The organism is Burkholderia sp. Se-20373 (genome assembly GCF_017104705.1).
Classification (GTDB): domain Bacteria; phylum Pseudomonadota; class Gammaproteobacteria; order Burkholderiales; family Burkholderiaceae; genus Burkholderia.
Map to the genome: position 1 here is coordinate 1 of NZ_JAAGPH010000122.1, position 24,879 is coordinate 24,879.

General features: G+C 65.6%; 24 protein-coding genes. 14 read left to right on the forward strand and 10 right to left on the reverse strand.

Annotated elements, in window-relative coordinates; all coding sequences use genetic code 11:
- Window positions 1-32: 32 nt before the first annotated feature.
- From G3N96_RS29445 to G3N96_RS29485, 9 genes are all read left to right on the forward strand, one after another.
- Complete coding sequence (locus G3N96_RS29445; protein WP_206139385.1) at window positions 33-866, forward strand: ABC transporter permease; 834 nt, start codon at window positions 33-35, stop codon at window positions 864-866.
- Window positions 863-1,705 (forward strand): ABC transporter permease, encoded by an 843-nt coding sequence (locus tag G3N96_RS29450; RefSeq protein WP_124579643.1) that lies wholly within the window; start codon window positions 863-865, stop codon window positions 1,703-1,705. Before G3N96_RS29445 ends, G3N96_RS29450 begins: the two co-directional genes overlap by 4 nt.
- A gap of 40 nt (window positions 1,706-1,745) precedes the next feature.
- A complete protein-coding gene (locus G3N96_RS29455) occupies window positions 1,746-2,816 on the forward strand; it encodes an ABC transporter ATP-binding protein (RefSeq protein WP_206139369.1) in 1,071 nt (356 codons plus the stop codon).
- A gap of 49 nt (window positions 2,817-2,865) precedes the next feature.
- Window positions 2,866-3,690 carry a transporter substrate-binding domain-containing protein gene (locus G3N96_RS29460; protein WP_206139370.1) on the forward strand — a complete coding sequence of 275 codons (825 nt, stop codon included), beginning with the start codon at window positions 2,866-2,868 and terminating at the stop codon, window positions 3,688-3,690.
- Window positions 3,691-3,733: 43 nt separating this feature from the next.
- Entirely contained in the window at window positions 3,734-4,498 is a 765-nt protein-coding gene (locus G3N96_RS29465) for an amino acid ABC transporter permease (RefSeq protein WP_206139371.1), read from the forward strand.
- Window positions 4,495-5,151 carry an amino acid ABC transporter permease gene (locus G3N96_RS29470; RefSeq protein ID WP_124579649.1) on the forward strand — a complete coding sequence of 219 codons (657 nt, stop codon included), beginning with the start codon at window positions 4,495-4,497 and terminating at the stop codon, window positions 5,149-5,151. The genes G3N96_RS29465 and G3N96_RS29470 overlap by 4 nt, the downstream gene beginning before the upstream one ends.
- Window positions 5,152-5,191: 40 nt before the next feature.
- On the forward strand, window positions 5,192-5,917 hold the full coding sequence (locus G3N96_RS29475) for an amino acid ABC transporter ATP-binding protein (protein WP_206139372.1): 726 nt from the start codon (window positions 5,192-5,194) through the stop codon (window positions 5,915-5,917).
- Between the two features lie 49 nt (window positions 5,918-5,966).
- Window positions 5,967-6,893, forward strand: a complete 927-nt coding sequence (locus G3N96_RS29480; protein WP_206139373.1) for a LysR substrate-binding domain-containing protein — start codon at window positions 5,967-5,969, stop codon at window positions 6,891-6,893.
- 132 nt (window positions 6,894-7,025) lie between these two features.
- Complete coding sequence (locus tag G3N96_RS29485) at window positions 7,026-9,041, forward strand: glycoside hydrolase family 3 N-terminal domain-containing protein (protein ID WP_206139374.1); 2,016 nt, start codon at window positions 7,026-7,028, stop codon at window positions 9,039-9,041.
- A 41-nt stretch (window positions 9,042-9,082) separates the two neighbouring features.
- Here G3N96_RS29485 and G3N96_RS29490 read toward each other — a convergent pair whose 3' ends face one another.
- Genes G3N96_RS29490 through G3N96_RS29505 form a run of 4 tightly spaced genes read right to left on the reverse strand, consistent with a single transcriptional unit; the run spans window position 9,083 to window position 14,685 of the window.
- Complete coding sequence (locus tag G3N96_RS29490) at window positions 9,083-10,204, reverse strand: Rieske 2Fe-2S domain-containing protein (protein ID WP_206139375.1); 1,122 nt, start codon at window positions 10,202-10,204, stop codon at window positions 9,083-9,085.
- A 23-nt stretch (window positions 10,205-10,227) separates the two neighbouring features.
- On the reverse strand, window positions 10,228-11,928 hold the full coding sequence (locus G3N96_RS29495; RefSeq protein WP_124579660.1) for a tryptophan 7-halogenase: 1,701 nt from the start codon (window positions 11,926-11,928) through the stop codon (window positions 10,228-10,230).
- A 58-nt stretch (window positions 11,929-11,986) separates the two neighbouring features.
- Entirely contained in the window at window positions 11,987-13,072 is a 1,086-nt protein-coding gene (locus tag G3N96_RS29500; protein WP_206139376.1) for a monodechloroaminopyrrolnitrin synthase PrnB family protein, read from the reverse strand.
- Window positions 13,072-14,685, reverse strand: a complete 1,614-nt coding sequence (locus G3N96_RS29505; protein WP_206139377.1) for a tryptophan halogenase family protein — start codon at window positions 14,683-14,685, stop codon at window positions 13,072-13,074. The genes G3N96_RS29500 and G3N96_RS29505 overlap by 1 nt, the downstream gene beginning before the upstream one ends.
- Window positions 14,686-15,401: 716 nt before the next feature.
- Between G3N96_RS29505 and G3N96_RS29510 the strand changes: the two genes are divergently transcribed.
- On the forward strand, window positions 15,402-16,004 hold the full coding sequence (locus tag G3N96_RS29510; RefSeq protein WP_124579666.1) for a LysE family transporter: 603 nt from the start codon (window positions 15,402-15,404) through the stop codon (window positions 16,002-16,004).
- Between the two features lie 201 nt (window positions 16,005-16,205).
- On the opposite strand, the gene G3N96_RS29515 is transcribed toward G3N96_RS29510, so the two are convergent.
- From G3N96_RS29515 to G3N96_RS29525, 3 genes are all read right to left on the reverse strand, one after another.
- Window positions 16,206-16,808 (reverse strand): TetR/AcrR family transcriptional regulator, encoded by a 603-nt coding sequence (locus tag G3N96_RS29515; RefSeq protein WP_124579668.1) that lies wholly within the window; start codon window positions 16,806-16,808, stop codon window positions 16,206-16,208.
- Between the two features lie 225 nt (window positions 16,809-17,033).
- Window positions 17,034-17,894, reverse strand: a complete 861-nt coding sequence (locus G3N96_RS29520) for a hypothetical protein (protein ID WP_206139378.1) — start codon at window positions 17,892-17,894, stop codon at window positions 17,034-17,036.
- 87 nt (window positions 17,895-17,981) lie between these two features.
- On the reverse strand, window positions 17,982-18,353 hold the full coding sequence (locus G3N96_RS29525) for a hypothetical protein (RefSeq protein ID WP_206139379.1): 372 nt from the start codon (window positions 18,351-18,353) through the stop codon (window positions 17,982-17,984).
- A 111-nt stretch (window positions 18,354-18,464) separates the two neighbouring features.
- Between G3N96_RS29525 and G3N96_RS29530 the strand changes: the two genes are divergently transcribed.
- The 3 genes from G3N96_RS29530 to G3N96_RS29540 all read left to right on the forward strand — a co-directional run bounded on the left by G3N96_RS29530 (window position 18,465) and on the right by G3N96_RS29540 (window position 21,219).
- Window positions 18,465-19,388 carry a hypothetical protein gene (locus tag G3N96_RS29530; RefSeq protein WP_206139380.1) on the forward strand — a complete coding sequence of 308 codons (924 nt, stop codon included), beginning with the start codon at window positions 18,465-18,467 and terminating at the stop codon, window positions 19,386-19,388.
- Between the two features lie 97 nt (window positions 19,389-19,485).
- Window positions 19,486-20,385: a lysozyme inhibitor LprI family protein gene (locus tag G3N96_RS29535; protein ID WP_206139381.1), complete on the forward strand. Its 900-nt coding sequence runs from the start codon at window positions 19,486-19,488 to the stop codon at window positions 20,383-20,385.
- A 177-nt stretch (window positions 20,386-20,562) separates the two neighbouring features.
- The gene (locus tag G3N96_RS29540; protein WP_206139382.1) at window positions 20,563-21,219 is read left to right on the forward strand and encodes a hypothetical protein; all 657 of its coding nucleotides are present in this window, start codon (window positions 20,563-20,565) and stop codon (window positions 21,217-21,219) included.
- Window positions 21,220-21,376: 157 nt separating this feature from the next.
- On the opposite strand, the gene G3N96_RS29545 is transcribed toward G3N96_RS29540, so the two are convergent.
- On the reverse strand, window positions 21,377-21,952 hold the full coding sequence (locus G3N96_RS29545; protein WP_206139383.1) for a YbhB/YbcL family Raf kinase inhibitor-like protein: 576 nt from the start codon (window positions 21,950-21,952) through the stop codon (window positions 21,377-21,379).
- Window positions 21,953-22,327: 375 nt separating this feature from the next.
- On the opposite strand from G3N96_RS29545, the gene G3N96_RS29550 reads away from it, so the two are divergent.
- Window positions 22,328-23,578, forward strand: coding sequence for a phosphatidylserine decarboxylase family protein (locus G3N96_RS29550; protein WP_206139384.1), 1,251 nt, complete (start codon window positions 22,328-22,330; stop codon window positions 23,576-23,578).
- Between the two features lie 135 nt (window positions 23,579-23,713).
- Here G3N96_RS29550 and G3N96_RS29555 read toward each other — a convergent pair whose 3' ends face one another.
- Window positions 23,714-24,262: a type 1 glutamine amidotransferase domain-containing protein gene (locus G3N96_RS29555; RefSeq protein ID WP_124579681.1), complete on the reverse strand. Its 549-nt coding sequence runs from the start codon at window positions 24,260-24,262 to the stop codon at window positions 23,714-23,716.
- 273 nt (window positions 24,263-24,535) lie between these two features.
- Window positions 24,536-24,871, reverse strand: a complete 336-nt coding sequence (locus tag G3N96_RS29560) for a DUF3022 domain-containing protein (RefSeq protein WP_206139386.1) — start codon at window positions 24,869-24,871, stop codon at window positions 24,536-24,538.
- Window positions 24,872-24,879 lie beyond the last annotated feature (8 nt).

Here is a 24,879-nt window from a genome sequence, read left to right on the forward strand (position 1 = left end):
GCGAACGGGTACGCCGGCACGGCAAGTCGGCGATGCGCGCGCGCGTCGTCGCGGCGGCGACACTGCTTGCGGGGAGCGCGGCGACGTCCGTGCATGCGCTGCCGACGGGCGAGAACATCGTGTCCGGCGACGAATGGCGGACCTTCACGCTGCAGAACTACCTCGACCTCGCGGACCCGTACTTCACGACGTCGTTGTGGCTCACGCTGCGCCTCGCGTTCCAGAGCATGGTGTGCGCGGTGCTGCTGGCGATCCCGGTGGCGCTCGCGATGGCGCGGACCGAATCGCGGCTCGCGCGCCGGTTGCTGCTCGCCGGCGTGCTGTTACCGCTGCTCGTGAACCTGCTGCTGCAAGGCTATGGCTGGCTCGTGATGCTCGGCCCGGCCGGGTTGCTCAACCGCGCGCTGCTGGCCGGCGGCGTGATCGGGCGGCCGCTGCAGCTGCTGTACCGCGAGCACGGCGTGCTGCTCGGCCTGATCCAGACCGCGTTCCCGCTCGCCGTGCTGCCGCTGTCGAGCGCGCTGCGCGCGGTGTCCCGCGCGTACGACGAAGCCGCCGCGACGCTCGGCGCGAGCCGCTGGCAGACGCTGCGGCACGTGACCTTGCCGCTCGCGATGCCCGGCCTCGTCTCCGGCGCGCTGCTCGTGTTCGCGTACAACGCCAGCGCGTTCGCGGTGCCGCTGCTGCTCGGCGGCCGGCGCGTGCCGATGCTCGCCGTGCTCGTGCACGACCAGGTCGCACCGCTGCTCAACTGGCCCGCCGCGTCGGCATCCGGCGTCGTGCTGATGGGCGCGACGCTCGTCGTGATGGCGGTTTCGCAGCGCCTCGTGCGCACCCTCCAACGCGCCGACGAGGTGAACCGATGAATGCCCTGCGCCTGCGCGCGCCCATGCCCGGCCGCCTCGGACGCGTGACCGGCGGGCTCGCGACGCTCGTGCTGCTGCTCGCGGCGCTGCCGATCCTGACGATGATCACGATGTCGTTCGGCGCCTCGGGCACGCTCGAATTCCCGCCGCGCGAATTCAGCCTGCACTGGTATCGCGCCGCGTGGCAGACGTTCGTGTCGTCCGATGCGGGCAGCGCCCAGTCGATGGGCGCCGCGTTGACGACGAGCCTCGTCGTCGCGGTCGCGACGATGCTGATCGCGACCGCCGTGTCGGTGCCCGCGGCTTACGCGCTGTCCCGCTACCGCTTTCGCGGCAGGACGCTCGTCGAGCAGCTCGTCGCGTTGCCGATCGTCTATCCGCTCGTGATGCTCGGCCTCGCGCTGCTGATCGTGTTCAACGCGCTGCCGGTCGAACTCGGCATCGTGCGGCTCGTCGTCGCGCACGTGATCCTGACGCTGCCGTTCACGGTGAAGAACTGCGCGGCGTCGGTCGCGTCGATCGGCCCCGATTTCGAGGAAGCCGCGTGCCTGATGGGCGCGAGCCCGCGCCGCGCGCTCGTCGACGTCGTGCTGCCGCTGATGCGGCCCGGCATCCTCGCCGGCATGCTGTTCGCCTTCATCGTGTCGTTCAACGAATTCACGGTGACGTTCTTCCTGTACAGCATCGACACGATGACGCTGCCGGTCTGGCTCTACAGCCGCACCGTCTCGTCGCTCGACCCGACCGTGTTCTGCTTCGCCGTGTTCACCGTCGCGATCGACTTCGCGCTGATCTGGATGCTCGAAAAACTCGTCGGCGACAAGGGTGTCGCGCTCTGACGCGCGCATCGCTCCGCCCTCGCCCGTGCAAGGAACCCTCATGACCCAGCTCATCCTCCAGAACGTGACGAAGCGCTTCCATCACGCGTATGCGGTCGATCACGTCGACCTGTCGGTGCCGGACGGCAAGCTCGTCTGCTTTCTCGGCCCGTCCGGCTGCGGCAAGACCACGCTGATGCGGATCATCGCCGGCCTCGAAACGCCGACCTCCGGCACGCTGACGTTCGCCGGCCGCGACCTCACGCATGTACCCGCCAACCGCCGCGACTTCGGCATGGTGTTCCAGTCGCTCGCGCTGTTTCCGCACATGACGGTCGCGCAGAACATCGCGTATCCGCTGCGGCTGCGCAAGACGGACAAGGCCGCGCAGGCACGCCGCGTGGCCGAGCTGCTCGAGCTGATCCAGTTGCCGCACATGGCCGACCGACTCGTCACGCAACTGTCGGGCGGCCAGCGCCAGCGCGTCGCGATCGCGCGCGCGATCGCATCGTCGCCGCGCCTGCTGCTGCTCGACGAACCGTTGTCGGCACTCGACGCGAAGCTGCGCGAGGCGATGCAGGTCGAGATCCGGCTGCTCCAGCAACGGCTCGGCATCACGACGATCATGGTCACGCACGACCAGCGCGAAGCAATGACGATGGCCGACGAGATCGTCGTGATGGAGCAAGGCCGGATCCAGCAGGTCGGCCGGCCGCTCGACATCTATCGCGATCCGGTCAACGAATTCGTCGCGGACTTCATCGGCCTCGGCAACATCCTGCCGGTCGCGTGCGACGGCGACGACGCCATCGTGCTGCCGGGCGGCCAGCGTCTCGCGATCCGGCGCATGCCGGATGCGCCGCGCGCGACCGATGCGGTGCGCCTGCTGATTCGTCCCGAGGACGTCTGCGTGCGCCCCGGCCAGCCGACTGCGGCTCCGAATACGCTGGCGGGCACGATCACGTTCGTGCGCGACGTCGGCGCGTCGATCGAAGCGACGATCGACTGCCGCGGCTTCACGCTGACGGCCGCGACGACGCCCCGCGAGACGCCCGACCTCCACGTCGGCATGCCGGTGCTCGCGGAACTGCCCGCCCATGCCTGCAAGCTCATCGCCGCCCGCGGCGCCTGATGCCCTTTCTTTCTCCCGCGCAGTCCAGCCCAGCAACGAGGATCTCACCATGAACGCAACGTCCCAAGCCCCCCGCCACGTGCAGCGCCTGCTCGCCCGTACCGTCCTCCTCTGCGCCTGCGCCGGCACCGCGGCCCTTGCCGCGTTCGCGCCGCTCGCGCATGCCGACGCGCTCGACACGATCGCGAAATCGGGCGTCGTGCGCATCGGCGTGTTCGAGGACTACCCGCCGTTCGGCTCGATCGGCCCGGACATGAAGCCGCAAGGCTACGACATCGACATGGCGAACCTGATCGGCCGCGCACTCAACGCGAAAGTCGAACTCGTGCAGGTCACCGGCGACAACCGGATGGCCTATCTCGCCGACCGCAAGACCGACATGCTGCTGTCGGTCGGGCAGACGCCGGAACGCGCGAAGGTGATCGACTTCTCGAACGCGTATGCACCGTACTACCTCGCCGTGTTCGGCCCGAAATCGCTGGCCGTGAAAGGCAATGCCGATCTCGCCGGCAAATCGGTCGCGGTCGCGCGCGGCACGCTCGAGGATCTCAGCGTGAGCAAGGTCGCGCCGCCGAGCGCGACGATCAAGCGCTTCGACGACCCGAACGGCGCGATCGCGGCGTTCCTGTCGGGACAGGCGCAACTGCTCGTGGTCGGCAACGACGTCGGCGCGACGATCATCGCGCGCCATCCGTCGATCGATCCGGAGCAGAAGTTCTCGCTGTTCAGCTCGCCTGATCACGTCGGCCTGAACAAGAACGAGCCGCGCCTGATGCAGAAGGTCAACGATGCGATCGCCGGCGCCCGCAAGAGCGGCACGCTGAATGCGTTGTCGCAGAAGTGGCTGCACGCGGCGTTGCCGGCCGACCTGTGATGCGCGCCGCCCCCGCCCCGCATTCACGACGAAAGGCATCGCGATGACCTACGTGTTCGACTTCAGCGATTTCGGCCTCTACGCCGGCATGCTCGCGCGCGGCATCGGCGTGACGCTCGGCCTCACCGCGGCCGCCACCGTGCTGGGCGGCCTGATCGGCACCACCGGCGCATGGGTCGCGCTCGCGGGCCCGCGCTGGGCGCGTGCGCTCGTCGCGGCCTACGTCGAGCTGATCCGCAATACACCGTTCCTGGTCCAGCTGTTCTTCATCTTCTTCGGGCTGCCCGGGATCGGCGTGCACATCGACGAAGCGCAGGCGGCCGTGCTGGCGATGACGGTCAACCTCGGCGCGTACGCGGTCGAGATCCTGCGCGCCGGCATCGAATCGGTGCCGCACGGGCAGGTGCAGGCGGCGCGCGCGCTCGGGCTGCACGGCCGGCAGGTGTTCGGTCACGTCGTGCTGCCGCAGGCGCTCGCGAACGTGTACCCCGCGCTGCTCGGACAGGTGCTGATCGTGATGCTCGGCTCCGCGGTCGTCTCGCAGATCTCGGTGCCCGACCTGACCTATGCGGCGAACTTCATCCAGTCGCGCAATTTCCGTGCGTTCGAGATCTACATCGTCGTGACCGCGATCTACCTACTGCTGTCGATCGCGCTGCGCATGCTGCTCAACCGCGTCGGCCGGCGGCTGTTCTCGGGCCGCACCCAGCGCGGCGCGGCGGCCGCGCCTCGGCGCGCCCGGTTGGCGCGCTTCACGTGGCGCAGCCGCTCTCCCGAAACCCGCCTTCCCACGGAGCGTGCACGATGATCGAATTCACCTTCCAGGATATTGCGTGGAACCTGCTGCTCGCCGCGCGCTGGACCCTGCTGCTGTCGCTGATCACGTTCGTCGGCGGCAGCGTCGCCGGGTTCGCGCTGCTGGCGATGCGCGTCTCGGCGTCGGCCGCGCTGCGTCGCTTCGTGATCCTGTACGTCGAGGTGTTTCAAGGCACGCCGTTGCTGATGCAGCTGTTCCTCGGCTTCTTCGGGCTGCCGCTCGTCGGCATCGACGTGACGCCGTGGGTGGCCGCGTCGGTCGTGCTGACGCTGAACGCCAGCGCGTACCTGACCGACATCTGGCGCGGCTGCGTCGACGCGGTCCCGCGCGGCCAGTGGCACGCGGCCGCCAGCCTCGGCATGACGTGGACCCAGCAACTGCGCTACGTGGTGTGGCCGCAGGCGTGGAAGATCGCGCTGCCGCCGACCGTCGGCTTCCTCGTGCAGGCCGTCAAGAGCACCGCGCTGACGTCGATCATCGGGCTGACCGAACTGACCAAGACGGGCAACATCATCACCAACGCGGTATTCAAGCCGTTTCCGATCTACGCGATGGTCGCGCTGCTCTACTTCGCGATGTGCTTCCCGCTGACGTGGTATGCCCGCGCGCTCGAACATCGCTATCGCGTCGCGAAGGCACGCTGAACCGGCGCCGCGTGCGCGTCATTACGATCCAGGAGCTTCCATGATTTCCATCAGCAACGTTTCGAAGTGGTACGGCCCGTTTCAGGTTCTCACCGACTGCACGACCGAGGTCAGGAAAGGCGAAGTGGTCGTCGTGTGCGGCCCGTCGGGCTCGGGTAAATCCACGCTGATCAAGACCGTGAACGGCCTCGAGCCGTTCCAGCAGGGCGGGATCCTCGTGAACGGCCAGTCGGTCGGCGACAGGAAGACGAACCTGTCGAAGCTGCGCTCGAAGGTCGGGATGGTGTTCCAGCATTTCGAGCTGTTCCCGCACCTGTCGATCACCGAGAACCTGACGCTCGCGCAGGTCAAGGTGCTCGGCCGCGGCAAGGACGAGGCGAACGAGAAGGGCATGAAGCTGCTCGATCGCGTCGGCCTGAAGGCGCATGCGCACAAGTTCCCGGGCCAGCTGTCGGGCGGCCAGCAGCAGCGTGTCGCGATCGCGCGTGCGTTGTCGATGGATCCGATCGCGATGCTGTTCGACGAGCCGACGTCCGCGCTCGACCCGGAGATGATCAACGAAGTGCTCGACGTGATGGTCGAACTCGCGCAGGAAGGGATGACGATGATGGTCGTCACGCACGAGATGGGCTTCGCGAAGAAGGTCGCCCATCGCGTGATCTTCATGGACCAGGGCGCGATCGTCGAGGACGACCGCAAGGATGATTTCTTCTCGAATCCGAAATCGGAACGCGCGAAGGACTTCCTCGCGAAGATCCTGCACTGAGCGAACCCGTGGCGCGCCGTCGCGCGCCCGTTGAACCCCGACTCTCCCGATGAAACGACTTCCCTCTCTCAACGCGCTGCAGGTGTTCGACATCGTTGCCCGTCACGGCAGCTTCACGCGCGCCGCCGAGCACCTGTGCCTGACCCAGGGGGCCGTGAGCCGACAGATCCTCGCGCTCGAGAGCTTCTATCAGTTCGCGCTGTTCAAGCGCACGCCCAAGGGGCTGACGCTGACGGCCGAAGGCGAACTCCTGTTGCCGACCGTGCGCGAAAGCTTCGCGCGCATCGAGGAGGTGTCGATGCGCCTGTCGCGCCGGCGGACGGAACTCGCACTGAAGGTGCCGACCTGCATGATGCAGTGGATGCTGCCGCGCATCATGCGGTTCCAGGCCGAGCATCCCGAACTGCAGGTGCAGATCACCACCACCTGGGATCATCAGGTCGACTTCCGCATGGAGCCGTTCGACGCCGCGGTGATCTACGCGGCCGGCGCCGGCCCCGACACGCATGCGATCCCGCTGTTCGAGGAACGGCTCACGCCGGTTTGTGCCCCGAGCCTGCCGGCGCGGCAGCCGCTCGCGCGTCTCGACGACCTGGCCGGTCACACACTGCTGCATCCGACGCGCGATCATCGGGACTGGAAGCGGTGGCTCGACCATGCGGGCGCGCCGCACGTCGACTCGACGCGCGGCTTGAGCTTCGAAACGCTGGATCTCGCGACGCACGCGGCGATCGACGGCTACGGCGTCGCGATCGGCGACCAGACGCTCTCGGACGAAAGCGTGGCGGCGCACCGGCTGGTGATGCCGTTCGACATCTCGTTGCCGACGGGAATGGGCTACTACTTCGTGTATCCGGACGGCGCGGAACAGCAGCAGAAGATCCAGCTGTTCGGCGGCTGGATCGCGGACGAACGCAAGGGCGCGTCGAGCGGCGCGCCTGCCCGCCCTGAAACCGCGACGCCCCACGCCACCTGACACATCGCGCCCCATCGGGGCAAAAACTGCACCCGGCGGCAAAACGTCCCCTGAAACAGCTCGGTAAAGTGGCCGGCGGCCATGCGTCATGCATCACGGCCGCACCATAAAAATCCGACTCAGGAGACAAGCATGCAACGCATCACGAGATCAGCCATTCACCGATCGGCATGGGCCGCGTCGGGCACCGCGCTCACCCTGGGGCTGTTTGCCTGCGGCGGCGTCGACTCCTCTTCCCCGCCTGTCACGCAGCAGGACTTCGGCTACACGACGTTGAACCTGATCACCCGGGACGGCCTGAAGTTCAAGGACATGGACAAGAGCGGCCAGCTCGAACCGTACGAAGACTGGCGGCTGAGTGCCGAAGTGCGGGCACGCGACCTGGTCGGCCGCCTCACGCTGGCCGAGAAGGCCGGCCTGATGATGCACGGCACCGCGCCCGTGCTGAACGACACGACCGGTGCGGGCACCGGCTCCGCTTACGACCTGGCGGCGCTCAAGACGCTCATCGATCAGCGGGGCGTCAACACCTACATCACGCGCATGAGTGCCGATGCGCACACCATGGCCGACCAGGCCAACCAGATCCAGACGCTGGCCGAGCAGTCGCGGCTCGGCATCCCGGTGACGATCAGCTCCGACCCGCGCAATCATTTCCAGTACACGCTCGGCGCCAGCGCAGGCAGCAGCGGGTTCTCGCAATGGCCGGAAACGCTCGGCTTCGCCGCGATCGGCGACGCGGCACTCACGCGCAACTTCGGCGATATCGCGCGCCAGGAGTATCGCGCCGTCGGCATCACCGAAGCGCTTTCGCCGCAAGCCGATCTCGCGACCGAACCGCGCTGGGCCCGCATCAACGGCACGTTCGGCGAGGACGCCGATCTCGCCCGCTCGCAGGTCCAGGCCTATATCGAAGGCTTCCAGGGCGGCAGCAACGGCATCCAGGCCAATAGCGTCATCGCCGTCGTCAAGCACTGGGCCGGATACGGCGCGCAGAAACTCGGCTTCGACAGCCACAATTACTACGGCCGCCATGCGACCTATCCGGGCAACAATTTCGCCTATCACCTGAAGCCGTTCGAAGGCGCCTTCGCCGCCAACGTCGGCTCGGTCATGCCGACCTATTCCGAACCGGACATGACGGTGACGGTCGACGGCATCACGCTGGAGCCCGTCGGCGGCGCTTACGACAAGGCGTTGCTGACCGACCTGCTGCGCGGGAAATACGGCTTCAAGGGCGTGATCGTGTCCGACTGGCTGATCGCCGACGACTGCGACGCGAACTGCATCAACGGCGTGTCGTCGGGGGCGCCGTCGTTCGTCGGACTGGGCATGCCCTGGGGGATGGAGGGCGCGACCCGTGTGCAGCGTTTCACGCGTGCGGTCAACGCCGGCATCGACCAGTTCGGCGGGGACGACGATCCGGGCGACCTCATCGACGCCGTCAACCGCGGGCAGTTGTCGGAAGCGCGCTTGTCGGAATCAGCGTATCGCGTCCTGCTGCAGAAATTCCAGCAAGGCCTGTTCGACCATCCGTATGTCGATGCGGACGCGGCCGGCAAGATCGTCGGAAACGCCGGCTTCCAGGCCCAGGCACTCGATGCGCAGCGCCGCTCGATGGTGCTGCTGCAGAACAACGGCAAGCTGCTGCCGATGACGGCGTCGGGCAAGAAAGTCTGGCTGTACGGCATCGATCCCGCCGTCGCCCGGCAATACGGCTACCAGGTCGTCGATACGCCGCAAGCCGCGGACGTTGCGATTCTCCGCGTGAGCACGCCCTATCAGACGCTGCACCCGAACTACATGTTCGGCTCGATGCAGCATGAAGGCAGTCTGGCGTTCGTCGACGGCAGTGCGGACTACGAAGCCATCAAGCAGGCCGCGCTTGCGCCGAAGTCGATCGTCTCGGTGTACATGGATCGCCCGGCCATCCTGACCAACGTGCAGGACAAGGCCACCGCGATCCTCGCCAATTTCGGCGTGACCGATGCCGCGCTGTTCGACGTGCTGACCGGGAAAGGCCAACCGAAAGGGAAGCTGCCGTTCGAGCTGCCGTCGTCGATGGCGGAAGTCGCGGCGCAGCAGGAAGACGTGCCGCACGATACCGCGCATCCGTTGTACCCGTTCGGATTCGGTCTCACGTATTGATGCGTGGTCGATGCCGGCTCGCCGAGCGGGGCCGGCATCGACTAAGGCCGCCGACTCGCGCCTGGCCGCTCACCTGCGGCGACGCGGTCGACCCAGCCCCGGTAGAACGCACGGTACTTGAGCACGAGCTTGTCGTACTTGCTGTACGCGCCGCCGCCGTCGGGCTTCATCCCGTTCCAGATCTTGACGTCGTACCCCGCGGCCTGCCGGGTCTGCAGCCCGAACAGCACGTAGTCGATCGCGCGGCGCAGGGGGCCGCCCGCCTTCCTGATCGAGATGAGCATGTGCATGACGTTCTTGCCGTCGCTCACCGGCGTCACGCACTGGAGCAGCTTGTATTTGGCGTCCCCGTCCAGCGCGACGGTCATGACGCACCCGCCGGGGTAGCCGTCGAAGTGCAGGTTCATCTGCGACATGTTCAGGCCGAGCGCGCGCGACAGCATGCCGAGGGGCCCGAAGTAGCGGTTCACGGTGAAGTCGATCCCGGCACCGAACCACGCGCCCGCCCGGGCCAGCGGCTCGACCTCCGGCCACGGGCGCCAGTCGTCGCAGAGCTTGAGCTCGAAGGCCGAGATCGGCAGCGCATGGACCGGGTGCGCGTGCTGCGCGTCGTAGAAGTTCTCGACGATCCGCAGCACCGCCGTCGTCGTCTCGAACGCGAAGTGCAGGTGCATGAAGTCGCCGTTGTCGACGTCGGCCGCGGCGATGTCGGGCAGCGGGTGCAGCGGCTGCGGAGAGCCGTACCAGACCCACACGTAGCCGTATCGCTCGGCGGTGACGAACGTCGGCTGGCGCGCCCCGCGCGGGACGGGCTCCAGCCGGTGCACCGCCTGGTTGTGGCCGGGAATGTGAACGCACTGGCCCTGTTCGTCGTACCGCCAGTGGTGAAACGGGCACTGGATGCACCCGTCCCTGACCTGCCCGTCGGCCAGGTTCGCGCCGAGGTGCGAGCAATGGCGGTCCATCACCACGGCCCGCCCCGTCGCGCCGCGCCACGCCACGCACGGCCGGCCGAAGAGCGTCAGTTCCAGCGGCTTGTCCTTGAGGGCGTCCGAGCGCATCGCGACGTACCAGCTCGCGGCCACGCGCGTGGTCGCGTCGTACGCTCCCGACGGTTGCTCCCGGGCATCCGCTGGATGCAATTGAAATTGAACGTCGTCCATGTCGTCGTGGCAGTGTCGGCCGGCTACTTCAGCGCCAGGCCGATGCGGGTGGTGACGTACGCCCTGAGCAGCGCGAACATCGGGTTGTAGTCGAAGTACTTTTTCACCTCGGCCGGCGCGCTCGTCTGCGTCCAGTGCAGCAGCTTCATCGCCGGCAGCAGGCTGTACTTCGAGTTGTTGAGCTGCGGCCTGGCCCCGGTGATGCAGTACCCGAAGCCGAACATCGGTTTCGCGAATTCCCGTTCGTTGATGAGGACGTGAATCCGCGCGGCGGCCTCCCCGGCCGTCTTGCGCCCGGCGCTCACGGCTTCGACCTCGGCCTTGGCGTCGTTGAACAACTGGTAGTACCCCTCCATGTCCGCGCACAGGAAGCCGAGATACGGCGCGTTGTCGTCGAGGTGATCGAGGTCACGCTCGTTGCGCGACGCGCGGAACCTCGCGTGGGCCTGCACGAGCCGGAACTGCCCGAGGATCGTGCCGACCGCCCACAACCTGTGGAACGCGTCCCACAGGCGGAAGTCCGAGAACGCCGTGTAGCAGCAGCTGACGAAATCGTCGTTGTGGTCCAGCAGCTTCTGCTGCAGGCGCTCGATGTACTCGAAGCGCTCGGGGGAGAAGTCGTCGTCGCGCAGCGCCTTGATGAGGCGCGCCGCGAGCGCGTGAATGGTCACCGCAGTGTTCTCGAGCCCCCGGGAGAAGAGCGGGTCGATGAATCCGTTCGCGTGCAGCATCAGGCAGTAGCGGTCGCCGACGCACGCGCGCGACGAGAACTGCAGGCGATCGGTCTTGACCCAGTCGCGCACCGGCACGGCATCGCGGAACTGCGCCGCGATGCTCGGGAACCGCGCGAGGAATTCATCGAACTCCTGCTGCGCGGGGATATCCGTTTTCGGGTAGATACGCGGGTCGAGCTGCAGGCCGACGCTCACCAGGTTGTTGGTCGACCGCGCGTGGTTGTTGAACGGAATCACCCAGAGCCAGCCGCCCTCGAACATGTGGTGCAAGGTCCCCTCGTGCCAGCGCCAGCGCTGCCCCTTGACCTTGAAGATGTCGTCGAACGGCTTGACCCCGAGCATGTGCGTGTAGAGGCTGCGCGAGTGCGTCTTGAAGCGGCACGGCTCCTCGCGGAGATTGAACTTGGTCGCGAGCGGCGCGCGGGGCCCCCCGCAGTCGATCATGTACCGGCCCGTGAACCGTTCGCCCTGGGCGGTGGCCACCGCGACGCCGTCCTTGTCCGCGTGGTAGTCGGTCACGCTCGTCTTCTGGCGGACCGTGCAGCCGTATTTGATGGCCGCCTGCAGCAGATAGGCGTCGACGTCCTGCCGGTAATAGTGGCTCTCCGGCCCCCACGGCAGCTCGGGAATGACGCACTGCGTGAACTCCTTCGGATCGTGCTCCTCGCCGGGCTTGTGGAACACGAAGCCGAAGTTGCGCTTGATGCCCGTGCTCGACGCGACGTAACGCTGCGTCGCATAGAACGACGTGATGTGGTCCAGCTCCGGAATGCCGTAGCGATCGGCGATGATGCGGTTCATCAGGGACGTCTCGGGGATCGACGATTCGCCGATCGTGAACCGCGGGTGCGACGATTCCTCGATGATCAGGACACGAAACTTTTGTTTGGCCAGGATGGCTCCCATCTGGGTGCCGGACATGCCCGAGCCGAGGATGATCACGTCGAAGTGGGGGTTATCGCGCTCGTTTGCAGTGCTCTTCTGAGTCATGGGGGCAAGCTCTCCGGGTGAGATGGAACACATGGCCAAGCACGTCAGGCGTCAGGTATCAGGGCTCGGCGAGCGCGGCATGGAGGCGGGACCGCGCGTCGCGCGTGAGCGTGAGCAGATCGCCGAGCATGCTGGGCGCGTACCCGCCGCTGCCGATCGTGGGGCCGGTTTGCCCGGCTGCGTAGGTCCGCTCCGCCAATTTGAGGTGCGGCGCGCGGAAGTGCAGCAGGATCTCGAAGATCCGCTCGAGGGCCGCGAGCCCTGCCTCGACGGGCTCGCCCCGCTCGCGGGCCGCTTGCGCCTCGCCGAGCACGCGGTCGACGAGCGCCTGCCTGCCGGCGAACCGGGCGTAGATCGCCCTGAACGCGGGAAGCACATAGGGCAGGTACGTCTCCTTGAATTCCCGATAAGCCGGGTGCTCCGATTGCGAGCCCCACAACACGTGCTCCAGCACGAAGAGGGGCATTTCCACGGCGCCGGGGCCGAGGTAGCTCCGGCCGCCGACCCGAATCGGTTCGTAGAACGGGCGAAGCTCGTCGTAGAAGACTTGCGGCGAGATGAAGCGGTACGCGTAGACGATCGATTCGACCATTTTCTGAAGATGGGCCGCCAGCTCGACGCACCCTTCCTCGAACGCAGGCGCCCGCAGCGGCACGTCGGACAGCTCGACGGTCAACGCGATGGCCGCCTCGAGCGACGCCATCGAGATGCGCACGCTCTCGAGCAGGTGCGCTTCGTCGCCGAGCCCGGTGTAACTCCGCTGCGCGTCGGCCGTCGCCGGGTTCCAGACCGTCACATGCAGGAGCGTCTCGCGCGGCGGCAGGTCGGTCACACGCGCGAGGTCGAGCAGCACCGGCTCGAGCCCGGGCACCGCGTCCACGGGCTCGTGTCCGTGCCGCTTCAGCGACCCCAGGAAGAACCCGATGTCCCGCATCGCGGCGGCGGCTTCGACGAAGCCCCAGCCGGACGGCACGCCGCGCGCCGGCAGGAACTCGCGCAACAGGCCGATGATGCCGGGCACGTCCCGCTTGCGATTCAGGGCCGGCAGCTGCAGCACGAGCGCCCGCGCGCGCAGCGGATCACAGGCCGCCACCGCGGCGTGCGTGGCCGCGAATGCGCGCGCCCGGCGCAGGACGCGCTCCACTACAGGGTCTCCGGCGCCGCGACCGGCCCGGGCCGGCTGCGCGCCCGCCCTGCGTCGCCGTCGCGCAGCGACCGCAGGTAGTCGTAGTTCGTCGGCAGGCTGGCCCGCAGACGCTCGGCCTCGCGCCGGATGCGGGCGAACATCGCGTCGGCCTTGTCGACCGACGCCGGCCGGTGCTGCAAGAGCGGCAGCGACCGGTCGGGCAGCAGCCCGAGGCCGGCAAAGATGCAGTAGTAGTTGCCGTTCAGCCAGAAATTCTTGAATTCGTAGTCGAACGTTTCGTAGTACGTAGCGTCGTCGAACGACGTGGTGGTCAGCGGCAGCCCCGCCTTGTAGCGTTCGACCTTGTCCTTGATGGCGTCCGAGAGCCGCAGGTCGTGCCGGTTCGCGAGCCAGAACGGTGTGTCGTCCCGCGACGCGGTGAAATAGTGCGCCTGGACGAAATCCCGGCAGTCGTCGAACATGTAGACGATCTCGGCGTTGAACGCGTCTCTCAACCGCGGATCGAACGACGTGTCGGGGAAATGCTTCACAAGCTGGTAAAGCGCCGCGTAGATGAAGTAGATCCCCGTCGATTCCAGCGGCTCCAGGAAGCACGACGACAGCCCGATCGCGACGCAGTTGTTGACCCACGCCCGCCCGTTGCGCCCGACCCGGAACTTGATCTGGTTGAGCGGCTGCTGGTCCGAGAGGCCCCAGAGTTTGAGGAAGTCGGCGGTGGCCTGGTCGCGCGACGTGAACTTGCTCGAGAACACGTAGCCGCTGCCGAACCGGCCCAGCATCGGAATCTTCCAGGTCCACCCCGAGTTCATCGCGATCGCGGAGGTGTACGGTTCGATCCCCACGCGCGCATCGTCGTTGGGCACCGCGCTGGCGACCGCGCTGTCGCACAGCAGGTAGTCGGACATGTCGATGAAAGGCTCTTTCAGCGCATGGTTGATCAGGAGCCCCCGCATGCCGGAGCAGTCGATGAACAGGTCCGCCTCCAGCGTCCGACCCTCCTTGGTGGACAGGCTGGCGATATCGCCGCGCTCGTTCAGGTGAACCTCCACGACCTCGTCGACCACGCGTTTCACCCCGCGCCCGACGGCCCAGCGCTTCAGGAAATCGGCCACCAGGTGCGCGTCGAAGTGCCACGCATGGGGCATCTGGCGGGTGCCGTCGAGCAGGCACGGCGCCAGCTTGGCGTCGAGCGCCTCGGGCTGCGCGTAGCAGGCGTACGCCATCGGCTGCTGGAAGCCCTGTTCGCGCTTGCGCAGCCAGTAATGGGTCAGCGGCACGCCGTCGCAATTCGGCACGCTGCCGAACAAATGGTAGAAGTGGTCGTCGCGCGAGCGGTCGGGCGACTTCCGCCAGTTCACGAACTTGATGGCGGACTTGAACGCGCCGTTCACCTGGGGCATCCACTCCCGCTCCGGTATCCCGAGGAAGTCGAAGAACACCTTCTGCAAATTGGGGATGGTCGCCTCGCCCACGCCGATCCGGGGAATCGCCTCGGACTCGATGAGCGTAATGCTCGCCTGCTGCTGGAGTGCCCGGACGAGGTACGAGGCCGACATCCAGCCCGCGGTGCCGCCGCCCACGATGACGATATGCTTGATCGGATTGCTCATGACGCGCTTCCCATAGGATTTAAAACCCGAATGGACTTCTGCGAGGGTGCTCAATTGATCCGCATTTAGAATAGGCCGTCGATTAATTAAATTAAACTGGCATATTTGACAGTATTTTTATTTTCCTTATTCAATATTTCATCGCGCGATCCAAATACTGAATACGACGCACGCCAACATGAAAAACACTTCACACTGGATACTATATTTGTCATCAATTCAATGGTTAATGCATGGCCATTAAATTATCCCTGCTTTTCGCACTGCCCTGCAGACGCATCGCTGGCCCCACATCCCGTCCTGGAACACGACCCCGCAAAAATTACGTCATTAATACGTGAATATATTTATCGCGGTAAGTTCGACCTGGAACCTTCAAATTTACGGACCAATAGCAATGACAATTCCAGGTTCTCATATATTGATTTTGAACCGGATAAATCATGCCCAGGATTCATATAAGATGATGAACGGACGAAGCAATCGCTCGCGGAGTTACGGAATATCAAACGCGAGGAACAAGAGTTGTCAGTGACACTTTTCACGATTTATGATTAGCCGGCAGGTATTCCGTGAAGCGACTTGCCCCTGACGATGATGGGTGCCGACACCGCCGCCTTGCCTGCCACTCGCCTTCCGACACCCCCTACCGAATCACGCGTCGCCAGTCATCGACACTTGCACCGAGCCCATCGTTGGAAAAACGAGGTTAGCCCATGTTGACATTGAGTCCCATGCTGAAAATGTCGTTCTACGCGGCCCTTGTGCTGCTGGTCCCCGGGCCGACCAACACGCTGCTGTTGTCTGCCGGGCTCAAGCTGAATCTGCGTGGTGCGTGCAGGCTGGTCGCGGCGGAGGCGTCAGGCTATGTGATCGCCATCACCGTATGGGGATTTTTTCTGTGGTCGCTGGCGACGCAATATCCGTGGATCGTCAGTTGCGTCAAGTTGCTCAGCGCCACGTTCATCTTCTACCTCGCCGTGAACATGTGGTTCAAAGGCGCCGACTTTGACGCCACCGACTCGCCGCCGCTGGGGTTCCGGGGGCTGTTCGTTGCGACCTTGATGAACCCCAAGGCCTTGTTGTTCTCGAGCGCCATTTTTCCGGAGGCGGCGTTCAGGTCGCTCGACATTTTCTTGATGTCGACCGGTGTATTTCTGATCACCCTGATTCCGATCGGACTGATATGGTCCCGGTCGGGGCGGCTGTTGGTCATGAACCGCTCGGAGGGTCGACTGGCTTCCATCGTGCTGCGGTGCTCGTCGCTGGTATTGCTGACGTTCGCGGCAACGCTGGCCAGTTCCGTGCTCAATCGATGAGGCGGCCGCGGCGCGCGCCTGCCTTCTTGCGTTGCCTTCGGTAAAACGCAGCGAAGAAATCACGGCGCGTGCTTGAGGAACCGATCGGCATGGATGCCGGGCGTACCCGGCACCGCATTCACCGCATGCGTGACAGCGTCGGCCCGTGTTCGTACTCGCTACGGCCGACGTTGCGCCAAGGCTAAACAGGGCCCCCAACGATCAAGCACGACGGCTGCGGGCTTTACGCATGCTTTCCGCTGCGACCTTGGACTCGTTCAGCAACGTTTCCGCCGCCTGCCAGGCCCGTGCGGCAGCCTGCGGATCCCCGATCGCACGCGCGTCCGCGGTCGCCCCGCTCAGTAACATCACGTACACGCCTGCCAGCTGACGTGCCCGGCGACGCGGAACGATCTCGGCGAGCAGTTGCTCCATGAGGGCCAGCAAGTCGTCCCGGTAGCGCACCGCCACGTCGGTCACCTTGGGGCAGGTCGCGCCGAACTCGGCCAGCGCACGCTCGAACAGGCAGCCCGCGAACGCCGGGCTGCGGAACCAGGTGCCGTACCAGTCGAAAATCCCTTTCAGGCGCGCAGCGGCGTGCGGCATGGGGTCGAGCGTCGCGGCGATGCTCTCCATGATGAAGGTGTAGCGCTGCTCCAGCACGGCCTTGATCAGATCGTCCTTGCCGGCGAAGTGATGGTAGAGCGTCATGCGGGCAACGTCCGCTTCGGCGATGATCCGGTCGATGCCGACCGGATGAAAGCCATGGACGGAAAACAGCTCACCTGCCTTGTCGACCACCTGCTGGCGTTTGCTCGCGCGCATTCATGCATCTCCTGACTACAGGGCGGCATCTTAGCACCGCCCGCCAGCACCGCTCCTTTCAGCCTGTCGGGCATGGGTGCCCGCTGCCGGATACCGGTTGACCAGGATGCGCGACCGATACGCCGCCCGCGAACAGCGTCACGCAGGCCGACACAAGTACCGGTTTTGAAGCAGACGGCCCCACGTCGGCAACGGATGCCGTCATGACCGTTGCGCGCAGCGGTTTCAGCAAGGCACCCGGCCGCCGCCCATCATGCACCATCGCTGCGTCTCCTGCGGCGGGGGCGCATACGGCAGTCCGGTTCTCGGGTCGATGTGGTCATACTGCCCCATCGGGTGTCGAGCCCGCCACGCAGCCTGCTCCGCATATTGTTGCTCGATCGCGGCGTGCTCTCGTGCCAGATCCGCCTTCTGCGCGTCGTCCACTTTCTTCGTCATCATCACGAGCCGCGCAAACTTCGGATCGCGAACATCCTGCAGCGGCGGAAACGGCGGCAACGGCGGCATGATCAGCACAGGGCCGGTGTATTTCGGTATCGGCAATTTCGACGGCCGGCCGAAGTTCGCCGCCATATCCATTTCCCACAACGCAGCGCTCATGCCGAGCACCTGTTCGTAGTCGCGATTGACGACCGCCAGCGTGACCGGCCCCGACGGCGCCGGCAATGGCTGCAGGGCGGGCGGAAGCGTCTGTCGCGCGTCGGGATAGATGATGCGGGCATACACGATTGCCGCGACGGCGTACTGCTGGAGAACTGCCTCGTACGCATCCAGTATCTGCGCTCGACCATAGCCGCCAGGATTCTCGAACATCGGCTTGTATGCCAATACTTTCCGGCTATACAACGCATTCGCATTCCGCTGCTCTGCGAGAGCCTGTTGTTGAGGATCGGCCGGCACGGACGCCGATAGCGGCGCACACCCCGACAACACGCTGGCGACGAGCAATAGCCCGGCTGTCGCGCAAACCGCCGACGCGCATTGATGCGACCGGTCGGCGGTCGCCCGGTTGACCCAGGCGAACAAAGCGGCGGCTTTCTTGATGGCGCTTGTCTGCATGGCAGGGCGTCCGGAAGGTGTGATCATCTTGAGCTGGGTCCTGATCGCGACTGCGAACGCGATGCGTCGCAGTCAAAAAGGAAAGCGGCACGAAGCCGTTACTGGGGCAAAACATCAACCTGGCGCACGTCGCACGACGATGCCCCGATCGACGAACGACGCCAGCAATCCCGTGTACGTCGGGCATGCGCCGGTCGCATGGTGTGCGAGCACATCGTCGATTTCGGCCGAGTCGTTGCGCACGCATTCGTACTGCCGCGCAGCGGATGGATGCAGCGATGCGAACGCGCCGCACAAATGCACGTACGCAACGACTTCCTCGAACATGCTCGTATTGATCTCGAGGGCGACCATCATTTCCGAGCTATATCCGCATTCCGAATCCACCTTTTCCGCATAGGCCCGCATGTCATAGGCGGGCAGCCAGGGTGGCTCCAACCCGTTCAGGCTGCGGGCGATCTCATCGATACTGGCTGTCCGTGTCATGGTGAAACTCCTGCCCGAGCCACACGCGGCGCCCCTGCACCGCTTCGCATCCGGCCACAGCTTGACGACGCGAGAACAACGATATGATGAATGTATACTAGTCGATCTACTTTGACTAGAATCGCGATCAGCAAGACCGATGCAATCGGCGCGCGCACAACGATCGCCGTGTTTCTACTTCTCGATATATTTTCCGTTCCTAATATTTGGGAAATGAACACGTTTCATAAAAGTGTTATTCGGCGGTTGATACACGCCTGCAATGCCGGCGACAGGCACATACATGTGCGCCATCCCTTGAAGTGGCATGCGCTATCCGCCGGCGTCCTGCTGATCGGCCTAAGCGCGTGCAAGCGCGCCATGCCGCCCGCCAGCCCCACGGCGGATCCCGCATCCGCGGTGTCGTTGCCGGCCGCCCATGTGCCGGAAACGGCCCCGGCATCGCCGTTGCAAACGCTGCTGGGCGTATTCGGCGCGGCGAAGCCCGCAACCTGGCCGGCGTTCGACAACCTGCCCGGCGTGCAATGGCGCGACGCGAAGCCGCTCGGCAATCCGGACAGCCATTCCCCCGAGACCACGCACTACCGTAGCGGCAGCACGCTGCTCACCGGCTTCGGCGACGTGGATGTGCCGGACGGCAACGTCGGCGAGGACGCCGGCATCAAAACGGACAACGAAGGCCACGTCGGCGTCGTCCTCAACGGCAATGCGACCGCGGTCCTGTCGATCGCGCTGCGCAAGTTCTACCCGAGCGACGACACGCAGGACATCCTGCTGCGCCAGCTCGGCCGCCGCGCCACGGTCAAGCGCATCGCCGGCCGATGCGCGCTCGACTACGGCACCACCGCGCCGAACACACAAAACAACGTGTTCTTCCGGGTCAGCATCGCCAACGCCGCCGTGCCGGTGTTTGCGGAGACCTACATCGACGAAGAAGGCGGCAACCAGGGCCCGGGGGCGACGAACTTCGTGTTCTACCGCACCCGGCCGGACCAACGTATCGCGAGCATGAAGTGCAAGCGCGCCGACGCCTGAGCAGGCGCGCTTCGGCGCCAGGGCATTCGCACGAGCCGTGCATGCCGGTCAGGACGATTCGCTCGGCATGCGTTGAGCGCATGCCCCGACCATCGCCATGGCCGCCATCAATCTGAAGCACGGCCTCACCCACGCGTTGAACAACCGAATCGGCACGGAAACCAGCATGAACCCCACCCTCCAGCACGCCGCCTGCGTCGCCCTGCTCTTCACCGCGGCTTCCGCACATGCAATCGACTGCCAGAAGGCCAGCAGCCGCGTCGAGCACACGATCTGTGCCGATGAAAAACTCAAGGCCGCCGATGCGGAAATGGGCAAAGCCTATACGGCCGTCATGCAGCAAGCGGGCAACGATAGCGAACTGCGCGCGATGCTGGTCCGCAGCCAGAAGCGCTGGCTCGCGGCACGTGACAAGCGTTTCGCGGATCCGGTCGATTTTCCCGGCGCGCCGAATGCCAAGGCCCTGCGGGCGAGCCTGCTGCAGGCGATCCGCCAGCGCACCGAGACCTTGAGCGAACACGGCAAGGCCGCGCCGCGCCTGCTTGAAACGGCTCTTGCGCAGCGCACCTTTCTGACGCAATTCACGGGTGGCCCGTTCGCCGGATTCGAGACCCGATGCGACTTCCTGCCCCACGACGGTCAACTGAGCTACGGCTGCTTCAGCGAACGCCGCTATCAGAACCAGGACAGGATCTGCACCCTGCAGGACGATTGGGCGAGCGGTGGTTATTACGAGACGCGCCTGGTCGGCAACGTCGTCCAGGGCAGGCTGGAAACCGTTGCGGCGTGCGGCGACGGCTCCGAAGGCGGTAGCCCCTGTCCGGATGCGGATGAGCCGCGCAAGGCGGCCGCCGGCTGGAATCTCCATCCCGGCCGCCCGGCCTTGACGCCAACGGCCCTACCCAAGCTGGATGCCGAAGCCGAACTGGGCACGGAAGACACCGGCTGGCTACGCGCCTGCCTGACCGACAGCCGCTACCCTCGCGCGGCACGCTGAGAACCGCGTGCGTCGGGCGCGCCAGCGATGTTCATTGCCACGCGGGATGAAGACATGCACGATTCTCCCGGTGCGAAGCCTCCTCGCACATGCACCGAATCAGTCCGCTCGTGTTGGCGATCTGGAGTGCGAATCGCTTTCCTTACCGACCATCATCACCCGCCACGAGGATTCAGCATGACGCCGCCCCGATGCAGCTTCTCCGAATGTTCAGCCCGGCGCACCGACAGCAGGTTCGTCACGCGGGGGATCGTCATGGCGGCATTGAGTGTCTGCCTCCCGTTTGGCAGCGTGTACGGACAGCCTGCGGACGCGGCCACGCCGGACCCCGCAGGCAAATCGCCTATCGAATCCCATGCGCCAGCCGACCTGAGCACGACGCAAGCGCTGCAACGCATGCTGGCGCTGATTCAGGCAAGCGGCCAGGTCACCGACATCACGCCCGAAACGGTACACCGCATCTTCGGCGTGCAGACCACCGCGATTGGCAACGATCAGTTCGGCTATGGTCAACGCTTGCCGGGCAACTGGGCGTTCAGTATCCAGCGCGTGACGGTCGGAGATACCGGCCCGCGCGTGGATCTGATATTTGATCCGATTCCCGGGACGCAGGCTTCTCCGCTGACGACGTGTGAACCCACCTTCGCTCAATTCACGGCGGCACTGGAGTCGATGGGGTTCAGTCGCCGCACCCATTACGGCGAACATGGCCGGTGGGTCTTCGATGCTTTCGAGCGGCCACGCATGGCTATCAGGGTCTACCCAGCCAGGGCGTTCTCCGACAACGGCGAGCCGCTGGGCCCGGCCTGCGTGAAGGCGGTACTGGTGCGATAGGGCAAACCGCATGCCGTGCGCCGGCCGGATCACCCGGAAACCCATCGCAGTTCATTGATCCTGGAATCGTGGCGGTGGGCTCGGCCAATGCCTGTCAGGCTTTCCTCCGCGGCCCCTGAAACGAAACATCGTGCCGCGAGCGAACCGGCGCTCACGGTCAATTCGACGATCGGTGGTAAGTCGCGATATATCGTGCCTGCCCAACGATGTTTCCGTGCATCTGATAGGCAACGACCGCCGGACTCGACGTCGGTTTCACGTCGACACGCGGAATGGACAAGGCGGATACCGTCACGATATATCGATGAGATTCGCCTTGCGGCGGGCATGGCCCACCGTACCTGGATTCGCCAAAATCGGTCAGCGTCTCGAGCGCGCCCACCGGCATGAGCCGCACATCTCCTGATGCCCCTTTCCGAATCGACGTTTCCGAAGGCGGGATATTGACGACTACCCAATGCGTCCAGCCGAGCCCGCCAGTCGGGGCATCGGGATCGTACAGGGTGACGACGATGCTTCTGGTGCCAGCCGGAACGTGTGCCCACGAGATGCGAGGCGAGACGTTGTCGCCACGACATCCGAATCCGTTGTACACCTGAGCATTCGTGAACTGGCCGTCATGATCGAGATCGTCAACCGTTACAGCCAGCGGATCAGCAAAAGCAACGGTAGGCACGGCTGCGAAAAGTACCGTGGAGCAGAGACTCGATCGCAGAAAAATACCCAATCTCATGGCGGGATCCTGAGAGAAGTTCGATGTGATGTTTCGCACGACCGGATTGACACGCGATATGCCGTGCATGCCACGATCGTCGACGCGGATTCAAGGCTCGCGCTTCAACCATGAGTCGCACCCATGACGTGCTCACCCTGGTGCTTGTGCGACAGCCTGCGCGACACATCGTAGGTTCATCGTGAATCCGGCAGTAGGTCGGCAGACAACATCAGCATGTTGCGTGAAACAGAACAATCCGCGAATGCATGCCGGAGCGGCTCGTCGCGCTTGCGGCATGCCATGGGTACGCACTCGATTCGCAAGATCGGTCCCCCGACCGGGCAGGCGGATTGCTCCTTGCATCGATTCCCGACAATCGCCCCGGAGACAACGATGCCGACCGACCTCAACCCGCCGCCGCCCGAGCGCCAGCGTCTCGGCGAATGGATGGCCCGCGAAGAAGCGCACATGGCCGCGTTCCGCGAAAAAGTCGCGGCAGAGGCCCGCGCACATGCCGGCGAGCGGCTGCGCACACCGGCCGTGCAGGAACTCGCGCGGCTGTTCGACGACCACGCGGTGCTGCGCATGAGCCTGGCCCGCGCGATCGACGAAGCGGTCGAATCGGGCCGCCGGCTCGGCTATACGTCGAGCGGCGAGCTGATGACCATCCTGGACCACCTGATGACCTACACGCCGCCGTTCAGCGACGCGAGCCTGATCGTGTGCCCGATCAACGCCTTTCTCGACTGGCCGATGTGCATGCCGTCGGGCCATGCGCTGTTTCGCGACGCCGCCGTCAACGCGCATCTGCAGAACGTGCTGAACGTGTGGTGCGGCTTCCTTGGCGGCCCGCATTCGCGCGGGCATCTCGACACGTCGGCGCCCGACGGCTGGTTCTGCGACGCGGCGCGCGAGCGCATCGGGCTATCGCAGTTCCAGTATCGCGACGACCAGCCGCACGGCGGCTTCACTTCGTGGAACGACTTCTTCACGCGGCGCTTTCGCGACGGCGCGCGCCCCGTCGCGGCGCCCGACGATCCGCACGTGATCGTCAGCGCGTGCGAGGCCGCGCCGTACCACGTCGAATCGAACGTGAAGCTGCGCGACCGGTTCTGGATCAAGGCGCAGCCGTATTCGCTGCGCGACATCTTCACGCCGGCCCGGCTGTCGCTCGCCGAGCGCTTCGTCGGCGGCGACCTGTACCAGGCGTATCTCAGCGCGTACAACTACCATCGCTGGCACGCACCGGTGCGCGGGGTCGTCACGCATGCGTACCGGGTCCATGGCACCTACTACTCGATCGTCGAGGCGGAAGGCCCCGACCCGGCCGGACTGAACGACTCCCAGGGGTACATGACGGCGGTCGCGACGCGCGCCGTGGTCGCGATGGCCTGCGACGATCCCGGCATCGGCACCGTGGCCGCCGTGTTCGTCGGCATGGGCGACGTGTCGTCCTGCGTGATCGACGTCGTGCCGGGCCAGCGCGTCGACAAGGGCGACGAGATCGGTTACTTCCAGTTCGGCGGATCGACCTGTTGCCTGCTGTTCGAAGCCGGCGTGATCGACCGGTTCGTGTATGCGCCGCCGTTCGAGCACGGCACCGCCGTCGTCGCCGTCAATTCACCGGTCGCGATCGCACGGTGAATCGCACGTGCGTCGGGCTCGCGGGCTCGACGCACGCCGGTTGTCGGTGCAATGTTTTCAACGATTTGTAATGCCGCGGCACGTCGGCGAGTCGTCGGTCAGCGTGACACGACGCATGGCGCGGCCCCCAGGGGTTCACGCCGCGCGAGGCGCCAGGGAATCGATCAGCGCGCCGTTGAAGGCCGGCAGGTCGTCCGGCTTGCGGCTCGTGATGAACGGGCCGTCACGGACGACCTCCTGGTCGACCCACTTGCCGCCCGCGTGACGGATATCGTCCTGAAGGCTCGGCCAGCTCGTCATCGTGCGGCCTTCCACGAGACCGGAAGACACGAGCAGCCAGCCGCCATGGCAGATCGCCGCGATCGGCTTGCCGGCCCCGACGGCCGCCGTCACGAACTCGCGCGCGGCCGGCACCATCCGGATCGCGTCGCCGTTCACGACGCCGCCGGGCAGCACGACCGCGTCGTAATCGCCCTCGCGCGCGTCGTCGAACGTGCGGTCGACCTTCACGCGCGCGCCCTTGTCGACGTGCCTGAAGCCCTGGATTTCGCCGGGCTTCTGCGAAATCACGTCGACCTGTGCGCCTTCGGCCGCAAGCGCGCGCTGCGGTTCGACGAGTTCGGCTTCCTCGAAGCCGTCGACCGCGAGAATCGCCACCTTGCAATGAACCAGTCTTCCGCTCATGAAGCCCTCCTTAAGTGACGCGGCACACGTCGTGCCGCGCCGGTTTCGCAGCAAGCGGCGTGCCGTTTCCGCTCACGCGGCGCGCCCGCCATCCGGGAACGATCGCGCGCCGGGCGGGCGGCTCATCGCGTTCGACAAGGACCCGAGGGCGATCGAGACGGCGCAGGGCATCGAGGAGGCGCGCCCGGCACGCGGATTTCCCGCCTGCGAGCGCCGATGCCGTCCGAGCGGCGACCGCCGCCCGCGAACCGTGGGACGGCGTCGCTCACTCCGCTACTGCAGGCGACTTGCCGTGTCCAGCATCGCGTCGGTCACTTCGATCGTGAGCGTCAGGCGCTCATCCGTATCGGGCACACGGTCGAGCATCGCCTGCACCGTGTCGTGCAAAATCGCGTGCACGCGCATCCGCGTGCCGTCGTCGAGCGCTGCATACCGCTCCATCGTGTCGCTGTCGAGCGCCAGTTCGACCGCATGCCGAGCGTATTCCGGCGGCGCATCGACCGTCAGCGCCCAGGTCGAGTGGAACTTGATCCTGCCCGTCGCGACGTCGACATGGACCGTCGTATCGAGATCGTCCGCCTCGATCGCGTCGCCGTCGATCTCGTCGATCTCGTCGA